At 47.4% G+C, this 14,291-nt stretch carries 15 protein-coding genes; 5 read left to right on the top strand and 10 right to left on the bottom strand.

Annotated elements, in window-relative coordinates:
- Positions 1 to 3: 3 nt before the first annotated feature.
- From B0681_RS01250 to mnmD, 4 genes are read left to right on the top strand one after another with little or no spacing between them, the layout of a single operon-like run.
- Positions 4 to 870 carry an RnfABCDGE type electron transport complex subunit B gene (locus tag B0681_RS01250; protein WP_078317212.1) on the top strand — a complete coding sequence of 289 codons (867 nt, stop codon included), beginning with the start codon at positions 4 to 6 and terminating at the stop codon, positions 868 to 870.
- Positions 867 to 2,141: a DUF2868 domain-containing protein gene (locus B0681_RS01245; protein ID WP_078316928.1), complete on the top strand. Its 1,275-nt coding sequence runs from the start codon at positions 867 to 869 to the stop codon at positions 2,139 to 2,141. Before B0681_RS01250 ends, B0681_RS01245 begins: the two co-directional genes overlap by 4 nt.
- Before the next feature lie 35 nt (positions 2,142 to 2,176).
- On the top strand, positions 2,177 to 2,476 hold the full coding sequence (locus tag B0681_RS01240) for a YciI family protein (protein ID WP_078316927.1): 300 nt from the start codon (positions 2,177 to 2,179) through the stop codon (positions 2,474 to 2,476).
- Entirely contained in the window at positions 2,473 to 4,455 is a 1,983-nt protein-coding gene (gene mnmD, locus B0681_RS01235) for a tRNA (5-methylaminomethyl-2-thiouridine)(34)-methyltransferase MnmD (RefSeq protein ID WP_078316926.1), read from the top strand. The genes B0681_RS01240 and mnmD overlap by 4 nt, the downstream gene beginning before the upstream one ends.
- Positions 4,456 to 4,534: 79 nt before the next feature.
- Here the strand turns inward: mnmD and B0681_RS01230 are convergent, their stop codons facing one another.
- Positions 4,535 to 5,176, bottom strand: coding sequence for a MarC family protein (locus tag B0681_RS01230; protein ID WP_078316925.1), 642 nt, complete (start codon positions 5,174 to 5,176; stop codon positions 4,535 to 4,537).
- 200 nt (positions 5,177 to 5,376) lie between these two features.
- On the opposite strand from B0681_RS01230, the gene queC reads away from it, so the two are divergent.
- The gene (queC, locus tag B0681_RS01225) at positions 5,377 to 6,093 is read left to right on the top strand and encodes a 7-cyano-7-deazaguanine synthase QueC (RefSeq protein ID WP_078316924.1); all 717 of its coding nucleotides are present in this window, start codon (positions 5,377 to 5,379) and stop codon (positions 6,091 to 6,093) included.
- An 84-nt stretch (positions 6,094 to 6,177) separates the two neighbouring features.
- On the opposite strand, the gene pyrF is transcribed toward queC, so the two are convergent.
- The 9 genes from pyrF to B0681_RS01180 form a co-directional block, all read right to left on the bottom strand.
- A complete protein-coding gene (pyrF, locus tag B0681_RS01220; protein ID WP_078316923.1) occupies positions 6,178 to 6,867 on the bottom strand; it encodes an orotidine-5'-phosphate decarboxylase in 690 nt (229 codons plus the stop codon).
- Between the two features lie 177 nt (positions 6,868 to 7,044).
- Positions 7,045 to 7,458 carry a lipopolysaccharide assembly protein LapA domain-containing protein gene (locus B0681_RS01215; RefSeq protein ID WP_078316922.1) on the bottom strand — a complete coding sequence of 138 codons (414 nt, stop codon included), beginning with the start codon at positions 7,456 to 7,458 and terminating at the stop codon, positions 7,045 to 7,047.
- A gap of 51 nt (positions 7,459 to 7,509) precedes the next feature.
- On the bottom strand, positions 7,510 to 7,809 hold the full coding sequence (locus B0681_RS01210) for an HU family DNA-binding protein (protein WP_078316921.1): 300 nt from the start codon (positions 7,807 to 7,809) through the stop codon (positions 7,510 to 7,512).
- Positions 7,810 to 8,083: 274 nt separating this feature from the next.
- The gene (gene rpsA, locus B0681_RS01205; protein ID WP_169835666.1) at positions 8,084 to 9,763 is read right to left on the bottom strand and encodes a 30S ribosomal protein S1; all 1,680 of its coding nucleotides are present in this window, start codon (positions 9,761 to 9,763) and stop codon (positions 8,084 to 8,086) included.
- A gap of 217 nt (positions 9,764 to 9,980) precedes the next feature.
- Entirely contained in the window at positions 9,981 to 10,700 is a 720-nt protein-coding gene (gene cmk, locus B0681_RS01200) for a (d)CMP kinase (protein ID WP_078316919.1), read from the bottom strand.
- Between the two features lie 26 nt (positions 10,701 to 10,726).
- Positions 10,727 to 11,203: a tRNA adenosine(34) deaminase TadA gene (tadA, locus tag B0681_RS01195; RefSeq protein ID WP_228143818.1), complete on the bottom strand. Its 477-nt coding sequence runs from the start codon at positions 11,201 to 11,203 to the stop codon at positions 10,727 to 10,729.
- Between the two features lie 88 nt (positions 11,204 to 11,291).
- On the bottom strand, positions 11,292 to 12,008 hold the full coding sequence (gene ung, locus B0681_RS01190; protein WP_114144926.1) for a uracil-DNA glycosylase: 717 nt from the start codon (positions 12,006 to 12,008) through the stop codon (positions 11,292 to 11,294).
- On the bottom strand, positions 12,005 to 12,967 hold the full coding sequence (locus B0681_RS01185; RefSeq protein WP_078316917.1) for an RDD family protein: 963 nt from the start codon (positions 12,965 to 12,967) through the stop codon (positions 12,005 to 12,007). The genes ung and B0681_RS01185 overlap by 4 nt, the downstream gene beginning before the upstream one ends.
- A gap of 120 nt (positions 12,968 to 13,087) precedes the next feature.
- Positions 13,088 to 14,233, bottom strand: coding sequence for a beta-ketoacyl-ACP synthase III (locus B0681_RS01180; RefSeq protein WP_078316916.1), 1,146 nt, complete (start codon positions 14,231 to 14,233; stop codon positions 13,088 to 13,090).
- Between the last annotated feature and the right edge of the window lie 58 nt (positions 14,234 to 14,291).

The following is a 14,291-nucleotide window of genomic DNA, read 5'->3' as shown; positions in this document are numbered from 1 at the left end:
GATGTGGCATCACAAGACTCCCTCCACTCGCCCAAGTCTGTGCCGATATTATTTCAGCCACTTGTTGAATCCTTGGATTCAGCCACACTTGAGGCGATCTACGCCATTGATGCTGTACTGCCTCAGACACAGTGCGGTCTTTGTGGGCATCATGATGGCTGCCTGCCGTATGCGCATGGCATCATCACCCAAAACGAAGCGATCAATCTGTGTGTACCAGGTGGCCAAGCGGTCACCGATCGCATCAGTGAACTGACTGGCCGAGACAGCCTGCCAGCCAGCATCAGTAAATGGCCGATCGATCCTGTGACACAGCGTCCTACCGCTGTGCGCGCCATCATTCGTGACAGCGAGTGCATCGGCTGTACCAAGTGCATACCGGCGTGTCCTGTCGATGCCATCATCGGCACCGCCAAGCACATGCACAGCATCATCAGCGATCTGTGTACTGGCTGTGAGCTTTGTATCGCGCCCTGCCCTGTGGACTGTATCGATTTGGTAGCACATACCCACAGACCCAGTGATGAGGCACGAGATCGCGAACAAGCGCATCTAAGACAGCGCTATCATCGGCACCTAGAGCGCGTCGCCCAAAGTATCGAAAGCGGCAGCAAGCCTGTGGTCAGTACCATCGAATCTCAGATGGTCAATGTCATGAACCAAGCCGACACCGTGACCATCGATGAAACTGCCGCCAAAAACACCATCATGGCCGCCAAACTGCGTACTCAGCTCAAAAAACTGCAAAAACAGTTGGCAGCTGCACCCAGCATTGATAAGCAGCAACAAATCCAAGCGATCGAGCAAGAGCTTTTGCAACTACAAAATAACGCCAATACCCAGCACCCGACCGATCAAGGTGACTTATGACACAGCATAGCCAAAGCGACCACGAGCATGCAGAACTCATTCGCCGTTTAGAGCAGCAAGGCCATCTTTTTGGTCAAGCGCCCAAGCTCATCACCCAATCATTAGTGGCAGAACACGGCAGTGCTTATGACAAGCTGTTTTTGCGAGCCAAAAAAATCGACAGTGATGGCCGCCTCATGGAAGCTTTACAAGATGCCAAACGAAGCATCGCCACCAGCTTAAGCGCTTTGTATGCGTCGTATTTTTTGATGGCATTGTTTGGGGTCGCTGGGCTATTGGCAGCGACATCGGTGAACTTTTTTTATTTGATCGTGGCGCTTTTGGGTTGGCATACGCTGTCATTATTATGGTGGTGCATCTCAGCTTTTTTACAGCACAGACCCACACTATTGGCAAGCATCATTGATAAGATCAGCTTTATAAATTCACCATCCATCAAATCCATGGATGCCAATAAAAAACTGTCCCAAACCGCATACGGGGTATTAAAAGATGTCCAAAAACCCGTGAAATTTTGGTACATTGCCAGCATCATGCATGCCGCTTGGTTGTTTGGGCTTATAGGCAGCATCGTCGGTCTTTTGCTACTGTTTTTATTCAAAAGCTATCATTTTCATTGGGAATCGACACTGCTTAGTGATGCGCATTTTTATCAGCTATTACATATCTTAGGCTTTTTGCCGGCAAAATTTGGCATCACCCTGCCTGATGGCATGCACAGTCAGCCTGCCCACTTTGCTTGGCTGACCATTGCCTGTCTGATGATCTACGGTGTGTTGCCGCGCCTAATGGCCTATCTGTACAGCCGCATTAAGGCTCGGATAAGTTTTCGCATCGATATCCAAGATCCTTATTTTGCTAGGCTTTTGGCCTATTATAATCAAAGCATCATCGATCAGGATGACTATCAGCCACCCAAGCCAAAGCCACTGCCACAAGTCGCTGTGAGCGACAGACTCATCATTGCCGCGCTTGAAAAACCAAATCACACTCCGCTTTCTTTGACAGCATTAAAAGATTTTGGCTGCATTGATGATCAAGAAGACATCCTAAGACTGCTCACCGATGCCGATCAAAACGCAGCGCAAATCTGTCTTGTGATCAATATCGACACCGTACCAGATCGTGGTATCTTAAGAAAAATTGAACGCATCGGCACGCATCCTTATGGGATTTTTGCGGTGTTGGTAGGTGATGCCCAAAGCCATCAGACAGCATGGCAAGATGCCTTGGCCGATCGTCATATCGCGGTGCTAGATCTTAAGCTGTGACGCCATTTATCATTGATTAATCATAGGAGAACCCCATGCCTTTATTTGCCATCATCGGTCATGATGTCGCTGACAGCGGCCAGAAGCGCCGTGAAACCAGACCCAAGCACTTAGATCGTCTGCATAAGCTTAATGAACAAAAGCGCCTCATTGTCGCTGGCCCCACACCGATCGAACACGGTGCTGATGCCATGAGCGGCAGTCTGGTGATTGCAGAGTTTGGCGATTTGGCAGAAGCAAAAGCCTGGGCAGAGGCCGATCCATATCTGGAGGCGGGTGTGTACAGCCATGTCGATATCAAACCATTCATCCAAGTACTGCCATCAAACTCATGACAAATCAGCACACGCCTTATGCGCCGCTTAGCACCGCCGATATCCACTGGAAAACCGATGCTGAGGGTCACACTGTGCCAACCTCTCAGCAGTTTGATGATGTGTATTTTTCGCACACAGGCGGTCTGGCAGAGGCGCGTCATGTATTTATTAACGGCAATGATCTGCCCCATCGATGGTCGCTGCTAGATCCACGATCCTGCTTTGTCATCGCTGAGACGGGTTTTGGGACGGGGCTGAATTTTTTGGCAGCGTGCCAACAGTGGAATGAGAGCGCGCCCTCAACTGCTAGATTGCATTTTATCAGCACCGAAAAATTCCCACTCACCCAAAGCGATTTGCGACAAGCGTTATCAGCATGGAGAGATAATCCTACGCTGCAACGATGGATTGATCGGCTGATCGCCCAGTATCCGTTGCCGATGTCTGGCTGTCATCGCTTACATATCGCTCCTACGATCACATTGGATTTGTGGTTTGGTGATGCCAGTCAAAGCTTGGATGAGCTGATCAAAACCCAAGAGAGCGCCAGAGTTGATGCGTGGTTTTTGGATGGCTTTGCGCCCGCCAAAAACAGTGATATGTGGTGTGATGCCTTATTTGATCAGATGGCAAAGCTGTCCCATGCCAATACGACGCTGGCCACATTTACAGCAGCAGGATTTGTACGCCGTGGATTGATTGCAGCTGGATTTGATATCATCAAAACGCCAGGATTTGGTCGTAAGCGCGAGATGATCAGCAGCCAACATCCACCCAGTCAGCCGACACTGTCACCATCAGCTCACAATACGCCTAGCAAAAAAATCGCCCTCATCGGCGGCGGCATCAGTGGTGTCAGTTTGGCTTTTGCCTTAAAGCGGCGCGGCCATGACATTCATTTATTTGAGCCTAATGGTTTGATGTCTGGTGCTTCAGGCAATCCCTGCGCGCTGTTTGCACCCAAATTGACGGTGCTTGAAAAAGCTGCCGACCATCTACCAACGGTGAGTTTTTTATATGCGCATCGGCATTATCAAGCACTCAATGACGCTGCCAAAAACAGCGATCAGCGCGTATTTGACACCATTGGCGTCACCGATTTACTGCTGCCTAGCCAAAAATCCGCCGATAAGCGCCGTGCTATGATCTACCCCTACCCAAAATCACTGATCCATGAGGCGCTAAATGACAATCACAGCAGCGATGAGCAGATTAATGCCATCCATCAAGACCTAAGCTGCGCTGACATCGTCGCCCATGTGCCGATGGGCGGAATCTTATACCCTGCCAAAATCGCCCAAGCCTTCGATGCCGCTAGGCCAGCCACACACATCAGCGCATCTGTCATACGCATCAGCGAATCAGCCGATAAAGTCAGCATTAGCACAAGCGATGGACAAGAGCAGCAGACATATGATTTTGATCAAGTGGTGATCTGTGCAGGCTTTGTCAGTTCTCAAATTGAGCAATCCTTGTTTGACTGCCGTAAAATTCGCGGTCAAGTGTCATGGGTGGCGCTTGACAGTGATCCGACAGATGGCGCAAAACACGCCATTAAATACGATGGCTATTGCAGCCAGTTTTATGATGACGCCTTGGGCAGTCAGGCGCTGCTATTTGGCGCAAGTTTCGTGCGAAACAGCACCGACACCACGATCAGCGAACACGAGCATCAGGACAATCTGCATAAACTGCGCACCGCTTTGCCAACATACTGTGACACACTGAACATTTCAGATCATCCCAAGTTTCATGGTCGCGCAAGCATCCGTGCGCAGACCCCAGATTATCATCCGATCATAGGTCTAATCCCGGGCCAAAAGCGCAGTTTTTGTATGTATGGCATGGGTTCAAAAGGCTTTAGCTTTGCGCCTCTTTGCGCCGAGATACTATCTGAATTGATGGATCAAGGCATCCTCCCCATCAGCAAAGCTTTATTGGACAACCTAAGCCCAAATCGCCCTCGATTAACAGTGCCGCTCGATCAAAGCAAGTAGATATGAAACAAAATCAATGGATAAAGAATGAATTAAAAGTCATAAAAAAAACCGTGATTTATCACGGTTCGTGCTTATATCACAACAGATCTGGGAAAATGGTGCGTAGGCCTGCAACGACAATCTCAACCGCCAAAGCTGCCAAGATGATGCCCATGATGCGATTAATGACATTTAGGCCAGTTTCACCCAAGATCTTGCTGATGCGGCCAGCTGCCATCAATGACACATAACAAAAAATACTGATGCACAACCCTGCAATGATAATGAATGCCATCTGCATCACGCTTTTGACTTGTGATGAATAAATGATCACCGTTGAAATACCGCCCGGCCCAATCATCATCGGAATCGCCAGCGGCACCACAGCCATGCCTGTCAGTGAGCTTGGGTTCTTGGGCTTCGGCGGTGTGACTTCATCTTCGTTAGGTTTGGCAGGATTATTGCCATCACTCATCATGCCAAGGGCGATGATGAATAACAAAATGCCGCCAGCTACACGAAATGAGCCTAATGAAATGCCCAAACCACGCAGCATCGCTTCCCCGAATAACGCAAAAAAAGCGACAGTTATAAACACCGTCGCCGAAGCGATGATGGCCATGCGCCGCTTATCAGGCAACTCGTAGCCATTGGTCAGATTAACAAACATCGCCAACGCTGCCGATGGATTGATCAGCACCACAAAGGCGAGGATGATTTTGATGATTTCAACTTCCATGAATCTCTCGGTGTATCAACGCATATTTTAATCAAAAATCTCAGCTGCTGGGGCTGGCATGGCTCATAAGCCTAAGTCGTGTTATTGTAGCATGCTTTGTCTGATTTGCAATGAACTTGACAACCAAAATCCCAAAAAACAGTTGAAAAATCAAGTAATATGCGGTATCTTGCTTGCACAGTTTTTAGCAATTGAGTGTCATGAACGAGCATCAGCATCAAAACGCCGTCGTGCTATTTTCAGGCGGCCTAGATTCCACCACCTGTCTGTATTGGGCCAAATCAGAATTTGCCAACATTACAGCTGTCAGCTTTAGTTATGGTCAGCGCCATTCCAGCGAGCTGATGGCAGCACAGAACATCACCAAAGCGCTTGGCGTCAAACACCTCATCATCGACATCGACATCGCCAAACTTGGTGGCTCAGCGCTCACCGACCCTGATTTGCATGTTCCAGACTATGATGCCTCGATCGTTTATGGAGATGATGATAAAGTCGCGCCCATCACTTATGTGCCTGCCCGAAATACCATTTTCTTGTCTTATGCATTGGCAGTAGCTGAGGTCACCCAAGCATCAGCCATCATCATCGGCGTAAGCTCAGTGGATTATTCAGGCTATCCAGACTGCCGACCAGACTTTATCCAAGCCTTTGAACACATGGCAAATCTGGCAACAGTCGCAGGACGCCAAGGCCGCCGCTTGTCGATCATCGCACCACTGCAGCAACTGTCAAAGGCCGAAACACTACAACTGGGTCTATCCTTAGGCGTGGATTATGCATTGACAGTATCATGCTATCAGGCCGATGCCCAAGGACGAGCTTGTGGTCACTGTGACAGCTGCCATCTGCGCAAGCAAGGCTTTATGGATGCTGGCGTCAGCGACCCAACGCGTTATCAACAGCTTGATCAATAAATAAAAATCCCGTTTATCATAACGGGATTTTTGCGCTTGGCTATGTATTATTAGCGCGTCATGATGGCAATGATCAATCATAGCTCAAATCTGTGATAAGATCAATTTTAACTTTTCGTTGGGATCAGTTGCAGCTGTGATCGAACGACCAATCACCAGATAATCCGAGCCGTTAGCCAAGGCATCGCTTGGCGTGCAAATGCGTTTTTGGTCATCTTTGGCATCATCATTTAGGCGAATGCCTGGGGTGACAAGTTTAAAATCAGTGCCAAATCGCTGTTTTAGCATCGCACTTTCTTGGGCTGAGCAGACCACGCCATCCAGACCTGCCTGATGTGTCAGTCCTGCCAGATGCAGTACCTGCTCACTTACTGAGCGAGTGATGCCAAGTTCAGCCAAGTTAGCATCTGTCATCGAAGTCAGTACCGTCACGGCGATCAGCAGCGTATCATAACCCCCTGCCATCAACCGCTCTTTGCATAATCGCATGGCATCAGTACCGACACTGGCATGAATATTGGTCATCCACACGCCCATATCAGCAGCCGATAGCACAGCTTGGGCGGTGGTATTTGGAATATCATGAAACTTCAGATCCAAAAATACTTCAAAGCCACGCTGATGAAAGGCGTTGACCACTTCCACGCCACAGACAGTGAACAGCTCTTTACCCACCTTTAGTCGGCATAGTGATGGATCTAAGCTATCCGCCAAGGTCAGCGCATCAGACAAATTGTGCTTATCTACAGCGACGATGATGGGTGAGGTACTCATGGATCTATCCTTTTTTTGCTAAAAATTTGGCTTATCACAGTAAAATACACAAAAAAAGCCGTTGAGTTAACGGCTTTTTAGTTGCTGATCATGATAGCACAGATTTAACAGTGATTCAATGTTAAAGCCGCGTTGATAAATAATAACGACCGCCGTCATGATCGGGCAGCACACCTTTTACAAAGGACGATGCGGGTTGGTGTCGTGTGCTGGATTGACAGGATGATTGATCGATGTGGTCTCAGCCAAAGTCACCACATCCGATTGATTTTGTGACTCAATACGGCGAATGTGTTCTGCTTGTTGCGCCAATTTCAAATTGGCCTCACTCAGCTGAGCTTGCACATTGGCATTTTCCTTTTTCAGACGGCTGATTTCCCATTTATTTTGGAAAACACGGAACAGTAGCAGTGCCAGCAAAATACCGATCAACACACCCAAAAAGATGGTCGCAACCAAAATCAAGCCCAAGCTCATGTTGGCGACATTTGAGAATAGTAAATTGACCGAGATGGCTTGATTATTTAGAACCACCAGCGCCAAAGAATAAGCGAACGCCAGTACAAGTAGAATAATTAAAATAATATGCATAACAAACTCTTAATATGCTTTAATATGTTATATTGTAATTGATACAACAACTCAATCATTGATGGCATTCACCGCTTCACGCAGTGCTTTGCCAGGTTTAAAGTGCGGCACAGATTTGGCATTCACAGATACGCTCTCGCCCGTGCGCGGATTGCGCGCGATGCGTGCAGCACGATGATGCAGGCAAAAACTGCCAAAACCCCGAACCTCGATGCGGCCATCATGAATCAGCTCTTCAACCATCATCGCCATCATCAATCGCACGGCTTCATCTACCACATGCTCTTCCAAATCATCACAGACCGCTGCCAGATTGGCAATCAAATCAGATTTATTCACTACCGCCTGCATACACCTCACCTTGGATTGCATTTCATGTATCAGATTTTTAACAAATTGATAGAGTCTTGATAATAACCGAAATCTGCCAAAAAGAAAATGTGTTTTTTGTTAAATTTGATGATTTTAAATCAATTTTTTGTAAAAATTCACAAATAACAGCTATCTATCGCTTTATGGTCGCTTGTCATTATTATAATTATACATCGATTGGCCGCTACTTATAACGATTCACACATAAAAAAAGAGCGATGATTGCTCATCACTCTTTTTATGCAGCTTTGGATTAGCCTTTTAGCGCATCACCGAAGATGTCACCAAGAGTTTTTGGCTGTGCTTCAGCTGGTTGAGCATTTGATAGCTCTTTGATTGCTTGACGCTCATCTGCTTCATCTTTTGCTTTGATTGACAAATTGATGTTGCGAGATTTACGGTCAGTACCAACGATCTTCGCTTCAACTTCATCACCAACGCTTAGGACTTTTGAAGCATCTTCAGTGCGTTCACGAGCGATGTCAGCAGCGCGTAGGTAGCCTTCTACTTCATCAGCCAAAGTGATCACTGCACCTTTAGCGTCAACTTCTTTAACTGTGCCTTTAACGATCGCGCCACGGTCATTTGACAGTAGGTATTCGTTGAATGGATCAGAGTTTAGTTGCTTGATACCTAGGCTGATGCGGTTTGCTTCTGCATCTACAGACAATACAACAGCTTCTACTGTGTCGCCTTTTGAGTAGTTGCGGATTGCTTCTTCGCCAGCTTCAGTCCAAGAGATGTCTGATAGATGAACCAGACCATCGATACCACCTTCTAGGCCGATGAACAGACCAAAGTCAGTGATAGACTTGATGGTACCGCTGATTTTTTGACCTTTTTCATGGTTCTTGTCAAACTCTGCCCATGGGTTTGGCATAGTTTGCTTGATACCTAGGCTGATGCGACGACGCTCACCATCGATCTCAAGAACCATGACATTCACTTCGTCGCCCACTTGAACAACTTTTGATGGGTGGATGTTCTTGTTGGTGTGATCCATTTCAGAAACGTGCACTAGACCTTCGATGCCTTCAGCGATTTCAGCGAAGCAGCCATAGTCAGTTAGGTTGGTCACGCGTGCTTTGGTGATGGTACCCACTGGATAAGTTTGTTCAACTTCAGTCCATGGATCAGCGCCAAGTTGTTTTAGACCTAGGCTAACACGATTACGCTCACGGTCAAACTTCAATACTTTAACTTTTAGGTCTTGACCAACTTCAACAGCTTCTGATGGATGCTTGATACGCTTCCAAGCCATATCAGTGATGTGTAGAAGACCATCGATGCCGCCCAGATCAACGAATGCACCGTAGTCAGTTAGGTTCTTAACGATACCTTCTACTTCCATGCCTTCTTCTAGTTTGGCTAGTAGTTCATCACGCTCTGCTGAGTTTTCAGCTTCCATAACGGCACGGCGAGAAACCACGATGTTATTGCGTTGCTTGTCGATCTTGATAACTTTGAACTCAAGCTCTTTGCCTTCTAGGTGAGTTGTTTCGCGAACTGGACGAACATCTACTAGAGAACCTGGTAGGAACGCACGAACAGAACCGATTTCAACAGTGAAACCACCTTTAACTTTAGAAGAAATAACACCTTTAACGATTTCGTCGTTTTCGTGTAGCTGCTCAAGCGCACGCCAGCTTTCTTCACGCTTCGCTTTTTCGCGTGATAGCACAGTTTGACCCATGCCATTGTCCACAGCTTCAACAACCACATCGATGCTGTCGCCTACTGCTACTTCAAGCTCGCCAGCTTCGTTTAGGAACTCTTCACGAGCAACGATGCCTTCAGACTTAAGACCAGTGTCCACTGTAATCCAATCGCTGTCAATCGCAACCACAGTACCTGAAATCACTGAGCCACGCTCAATGTTAAGACCTTGTTCTGATTGGCTTGCTTCAAACAGTTCAGCAAATGATACCATTATGTTTACCTTAAAAAAATATAGCCACAGCCTGCCAGCCCAGTGTGGTTCAGTTAAGCATGATGCCAAGCATTGCTGGATTTACACTTCGCTCACGCATTAAAAAATATAAACCGCATTATTTTACACCAATTTAAATTAAAAATCACCCAATTTTTACAGTTTTTTTGGGTGATTTTGTCAAGATGTGGATAAATTGGCTGAATTGATCATCGATGGCCTAAGTTGGAAAAACAATGCCTTGCTTTTCACAAAATTTACGTACAGACAGATAAACAGCTTCAGCATCCATGGCTGAGCTATCAAGCACCAGCGCATCATCAGCAGGCCTAGATGGTGCAACGCTACGGTTTTGGTCACGCTCATCACGCGCTTCAATCTCTGCCAAAATTGCCTCATAATTTGCCGATTTACCCGCCTGTGTCAGCTGGGCGACGCGTCGGTCGGCTCGTGCTTTGGCACTGGCGGTCAAAAATACCTTCACGGGCGCATCAGGGAAAATCACCGTGCCCATATCTCGACCATCAGCAATCAGCCCGCTTCGCTTCGCCATATCTCGCTGCACGTCCAATAATGCTGTACGCACTTTTGGGAATACAGCAACTTTTGAGGCATAGCCCCCGACCGTTTCATTGCGGATATCATCAGTCAGTGGCTCGCCATTGATTAATATTTCAACCATTTTTGTTTGGTGATTGATGGCGAAGGCAAGATTTAACGACTGCGTCAGCTTTTCTAACTGCAATTCTAAATCAGCCACGCCTTCAGCCAACAGCCCTGCCTGATGTGCTAATAAGCCTATGATGCGATACAAGGCACCGCTGTCCAAAAGATTATAGCCCAATTCATCCGCTAGTCGATATGCCAGCGTGCCTTTGCCTGCACCACTTGGCCCATCGATACAGATGACTGGGTGTGAATACTGTTTTGTCGTCGTCATAATAAGCTCTTTTTTTGATAATTTATTTAAACTGTGCTATTAGCCATTTGTTTTGCTAAGCGTTTATCCGCGCGTCGTTTGGCAAAAAATTGACTCAGCATCTGCGAACATTCACACGAGAGCAGCCCTTGTGATACCATCGCCTGATGATTATAAAATCCCATCTGGCTTAAGTTCATCTGACTGCCGACCACACCTGATTTTGGCTCAAAAGTGGCAAACACAATCCGCCCAACCCGAGCATGAATCAGTGCCCCAAAGCACATGGTGCACGGCTCAAGCGTCACATACAGCGTCGTCTGTGGTGGCAAACGATAGTTACCTAGCCGAGTACAGGCATCTCTGAGCGCCACAATCTCAGCGTGTGCCGTCGGATCATGCGATAAAATTGGCTGATTAAACCCTTTGCCAATCACCTGCCCATCATGCACAAGTATCGCACCGACAGGTATCTCGCCTGCCATTGCACCTTTTTTGGCTTCAGCGATAGCCAAGTGCATCATGGCGACATCGAAACAGTGCCAAAATTGATAACTTGGCAGGTTAACCACTTGCCAATCAGGCCGAGACATCAGTGGATACAAAGACTGATTACTGTGGCAGTTGCCACTCAATCGGGGTTTTGCCATGGCGTATCAGATAGTCATTGGTCTTAGAAAATGGGCGAGTGCCAAAAAATCCACCACGATTGGCAGATAGCGGCGATGGATGATTGGCACTTAGCACCAAATGCCGTGCGGTATCAATATATCGCCCTTTGTTCTTGGCATAACTGCCCCACAAAATAAAAACCGTCCGTTCGGTTTGTTCATTCAGCACTTGGATAGCATAGTCGGTAAACTCTTCCCATCCTTGACGCTGATGACTGCCTGCCTGACCCGCTTCGACAGTCAATGTAGCGTTGAGCAGTAACACACCCTGTCTTGCCCAAGATGACAAATCGCCATGGGCACTGACTGGGATGCCAAGGTCGGTGGCCAGCTCTTTTAGGATGTTTTGCAGACTTGGTGGTTTGGGGATAATCTTTGGTACACTAAACGACAACCCCATCGCCTGCCCTGCACCGTGATAAGGATCTTGCCCCAAGATGACCACTTTGACTTGTGATAATGGCGTCAGATGAAAAGCATTAAAAATCTGATTTTTTGGCGGATAAATCTGCTTGCCATCTTGATAAGCCGACTGCAAAAATGTACGCAGCGCATCCATCTTTGGGTCAAGCAGTGCCGGTGCCAGTGCCATTTTCCAATCTTCGGGCAACTGTACTCGTGCCAGTGCCGCTTGCTGCTGATCATCTAGCTTCATCATTTACCCTTTTTAAATGGTACGGCAGAAGTTTTTACCACGGTCGTGCCTGCCAGTTTATCATGCCAGCCTTGTCGCTTTGGATTGCGACCTGCGATAAAATAATTAATCATCAATAAAATCAGTGCCATATTGATCGGAATTGGCAGCGCACTGGCGAATTGATAAATCACAAACAGCACCACGATACGCAAAATGACGCGTTTTAAAAAATTGGGCTTATCAAAAGTCTCAACATCCACCGTGCGAATGCCCACAAGCAGCTTGCCAAACGACTGTCCGCGCGCGATGATCAGAATCATCTGTACCAACACATAACCCAGCAGCAGCAGACTGGATAAAGTCATCGTCTCAGTTGGGATTTGGGTGGCAAGCTGTCTGGCATATTCCATGCGCGCTGCCATATCGCCCAAATTCAGTCGCTCAGGATCAGGATCTAGCGCCATAAACTGCTGCAAAAATGGCAACAAGGTCAATAAAAACAGCACAAAATTGATCACCACCGCCAAAAAACGCGATCCAATCGACGCCAAAGCCGCCTGCTGATCGACCACTGTCGCTGATGGGTGCGCCTTGTTGGCTTGGCCTGCATGGGCGGCATGGGTAGGATGCAGATTTTGGTTTGGCTCATCGGCTGGCTTTTTGCCGTATAATTCAGCGACGCTAATGCGCTTTTGGGGCGATGGCTGATCTGTGGCAGTCGGCTTAAAATCCACATTGTCACCAAAGCCTCTGGGTGCTTCTTTGGCTGTGGCTGGCTGAGACTGTCCGACTGGCTGAGCTTGGGCTGGCTGATAATGCAGCTGATTGTCGGTCAGATCACCCAATCGCTGCCATTGGCTCATCGGTGCATGCCACGCCAAATCATCGAGCAAAACCTCGCCTGAGGCCAGCATGGTATTAAGTTCATCTAGGGTATAAGGCCCTGCTTGTACATTATTTCTTGCTAAATAAATTTTCATAATCGACTCAAAGCTAGTTTATCCGTCTATTGTAAACCAAAGCCAGTAAATAAAACAAGGCATGATGAGTCATGCCTTGAGTGTTGTTTTTGATGAGTTTAAAACGATGATCGATGGATCTTAGGCTTTTTTTAGTAACACAGAACCGATCGAATAGCCTGCACCAAATGAACACATCACGCACAGATCACCTGATGCTACACCGTCTTGGGTCTCGTGAAATGCCACTACAGGACTGGCTGAGCTGGTATTACCATACTCGCTGATCACCACTGGGGCGATGGACTTATCAGCATCCTTACCGACCACAGAGCGCAAAATCAGATCGATCATATTAATGTTTGCCTGATGTAGCCACATGCGTTTAATTTGGCTTGGCTCAAGATTATTTTCACTCAAATGCGTGCTGATGATCTCAGACACCTTGGGGCAGACTTCGCGGAACACCTTTCGGCCTTCTTGGAGGAATAGCTTATCGCTGACTGGCTCTTCGATGTCTTCGTACATCTGAGTGCCTGCCGCCAAAAACTCACTGCGATCCATAAAGCCGTATTCGTTTTTGATGTTGGTCGAAAACTGCGTGTACAGCTTGCTATCTAGCACCTCATAGCCTTTTGGCGTGTCTAGCGCTTCAATGATCGATGCTGCTGCCACATCACCGAAGATAAAATGGCTGTCACGATTGCGCCAGTTTAGATGTGCTGAGGTGATCTCGATATTTAGCACCGCGATCTTCTTGCCAAGTCCTGCTTTGATGCTGCCGACCGCTTGCGCGATGCCAAAAGTCGCGGCACTACACGCCACATTCATATCATAAGCAAAACCATGCGTCATACCGATGGCATGCTGAATCTCAATGGCGATGGCAGGATAGCAGCGCTGAAAGTTTGAGGATGCACAAATGATGCCATCAAGCTCATCAGCTGACAATCCAGCAGCATCCAACGCATCTTTTAGCGCTGCCAAACCCATCTCTGCCATCACTGACAGCTCTTCACCCAGCTTACGCGCTGGAAAAATCGGTGCCATGATTTCTGGATCTAAAATGCCTTTTTTATCAATCACATAGCGCGACTTAATGCCCGAGGCTTTTTCGATAAATTCACTTGATGAATGCTGCAAAGCCACTTTCTCGCCTGCCGCGATGGCATCGGCGTGCTTGCTGTTATAATTATCCACATAAGTATTAAATGCCGTCACCAGCTCATCACTGCTGATTTTATGTTCAGGCTTATAAATACCAGTCGCGGTTAGATAGATGGCCATAAATTCACTCCAGTATTGGGTTGTGGACAAAGGTGATACCAATTGTCCCGTCGCATCC

Origin of the sequence: Moraxella porci DSM 25326 (assembly GCF_002014855.1) — a bacterium.
GTDB classification, from domain to species: Bacteria; Pseudomonadota; Gammaproteobacteria; order Pseudomonadales; family Moraxellaceae; genus Moraxella; species Moraxella porci.
This window is presented reverse-complemented; position numbering and strand designations above follow the sequence as displayed.

What these genes read in the sequence shown, in the direction of transcription:
- pyrF (WP_078316923.1), bottom strand. Translation starts at nt 6,867, where the DNA reads ATGAGTACCTCACCCATCATCGTCGCTGTAGATAAGCACAATTTGTCT.
- queC (WP_078316924.1), top strand. Translation starts at nt 5,377, where the DNA reads ATGAACGAGCATCAGCATCAAAACGCCGTCGTGCTATTTTCAGGCGGC.
- B0681_RS01230 (WP_078316925.1), bottom strand. Translation starts at nt 5,176, where the DNA reads ATGGAAGTTGAAATCATCAAAATCATCCTCGCCTTTGTGGTGCTGATC.
- B0681_RS01185 (WP_078316917.1), bottom strand. Translation starts at nt 12,967, where the DNA reads ATGAAAATTTATTTAGCAAGAAATAATGTACAAGCAGGGCCTTATACC.
- B0681_RS01180 (WP_078316916.1), bottom strand. Translation starts at nt 14,233, where the DNA reads ATGGCCATCTATCTAACCGCGACTGGTATTTATAAGCCTGAACATAAA.
- tadA (WP_228143818.1), bottom strand. Translation starts at nt 11,203, where the DNA reads ATGATGCACTTGGCTATCGCTGAAGCCAAAAAAGGTGCAATGGCAGGC.
- B0681_RS01245 (WP_078316928.1), top strand. Translation starts at nt 867, where the DNA reads ATGACACAGCATAGCCAAAGCGACCACGAGCATGCAGAACTCATTCGC.
- mnmD (WP_078316926.1), top strand. Translation starts at nt 2,473, where the DNA reads ATGACAAATCAGCACACGCCTTATGCGCCGCTTAGCACCGCCGATATC.
- cmk (WP_078316919.1), bottom strand. Translation starts at nt 10,700, where the DNA reads ATGACGACGACAAAACAGTATTCACACCCAGTCATCTGTATCGATGGG.
- ung (WP_114144926.1), bottom strand. Translation starts at nt 12,008, where the DNA reads ATGATGAAGCTAGATGATCAGCAGCAAGCGGCACTGGCACGAGTACAG.
- B0681_RS01215 (WP_078316922.1), bottom strand. Translation starts at nt 7,458, where the DNA reads ATGCATATTATTTTAATTATTCTACTTGTACTGGCGTTCGCTTATTCT.
- B0681_RS01210 (WP_078316921.1), bottom strand. Translation starts at nt 7,809, where the DNA reads ATGCAGGCGGTAGTGAATAAATCTGATTTGATTGCCAATCTGGCAGCG.
- B0681_RS01240 (WP_078316927.1), top strand. Translation starts at nt 2,177, where the DNA reads ATGCCTTTATTTGCCATCATCGGTCATGATGTCGCTGACAGCGGCCAG.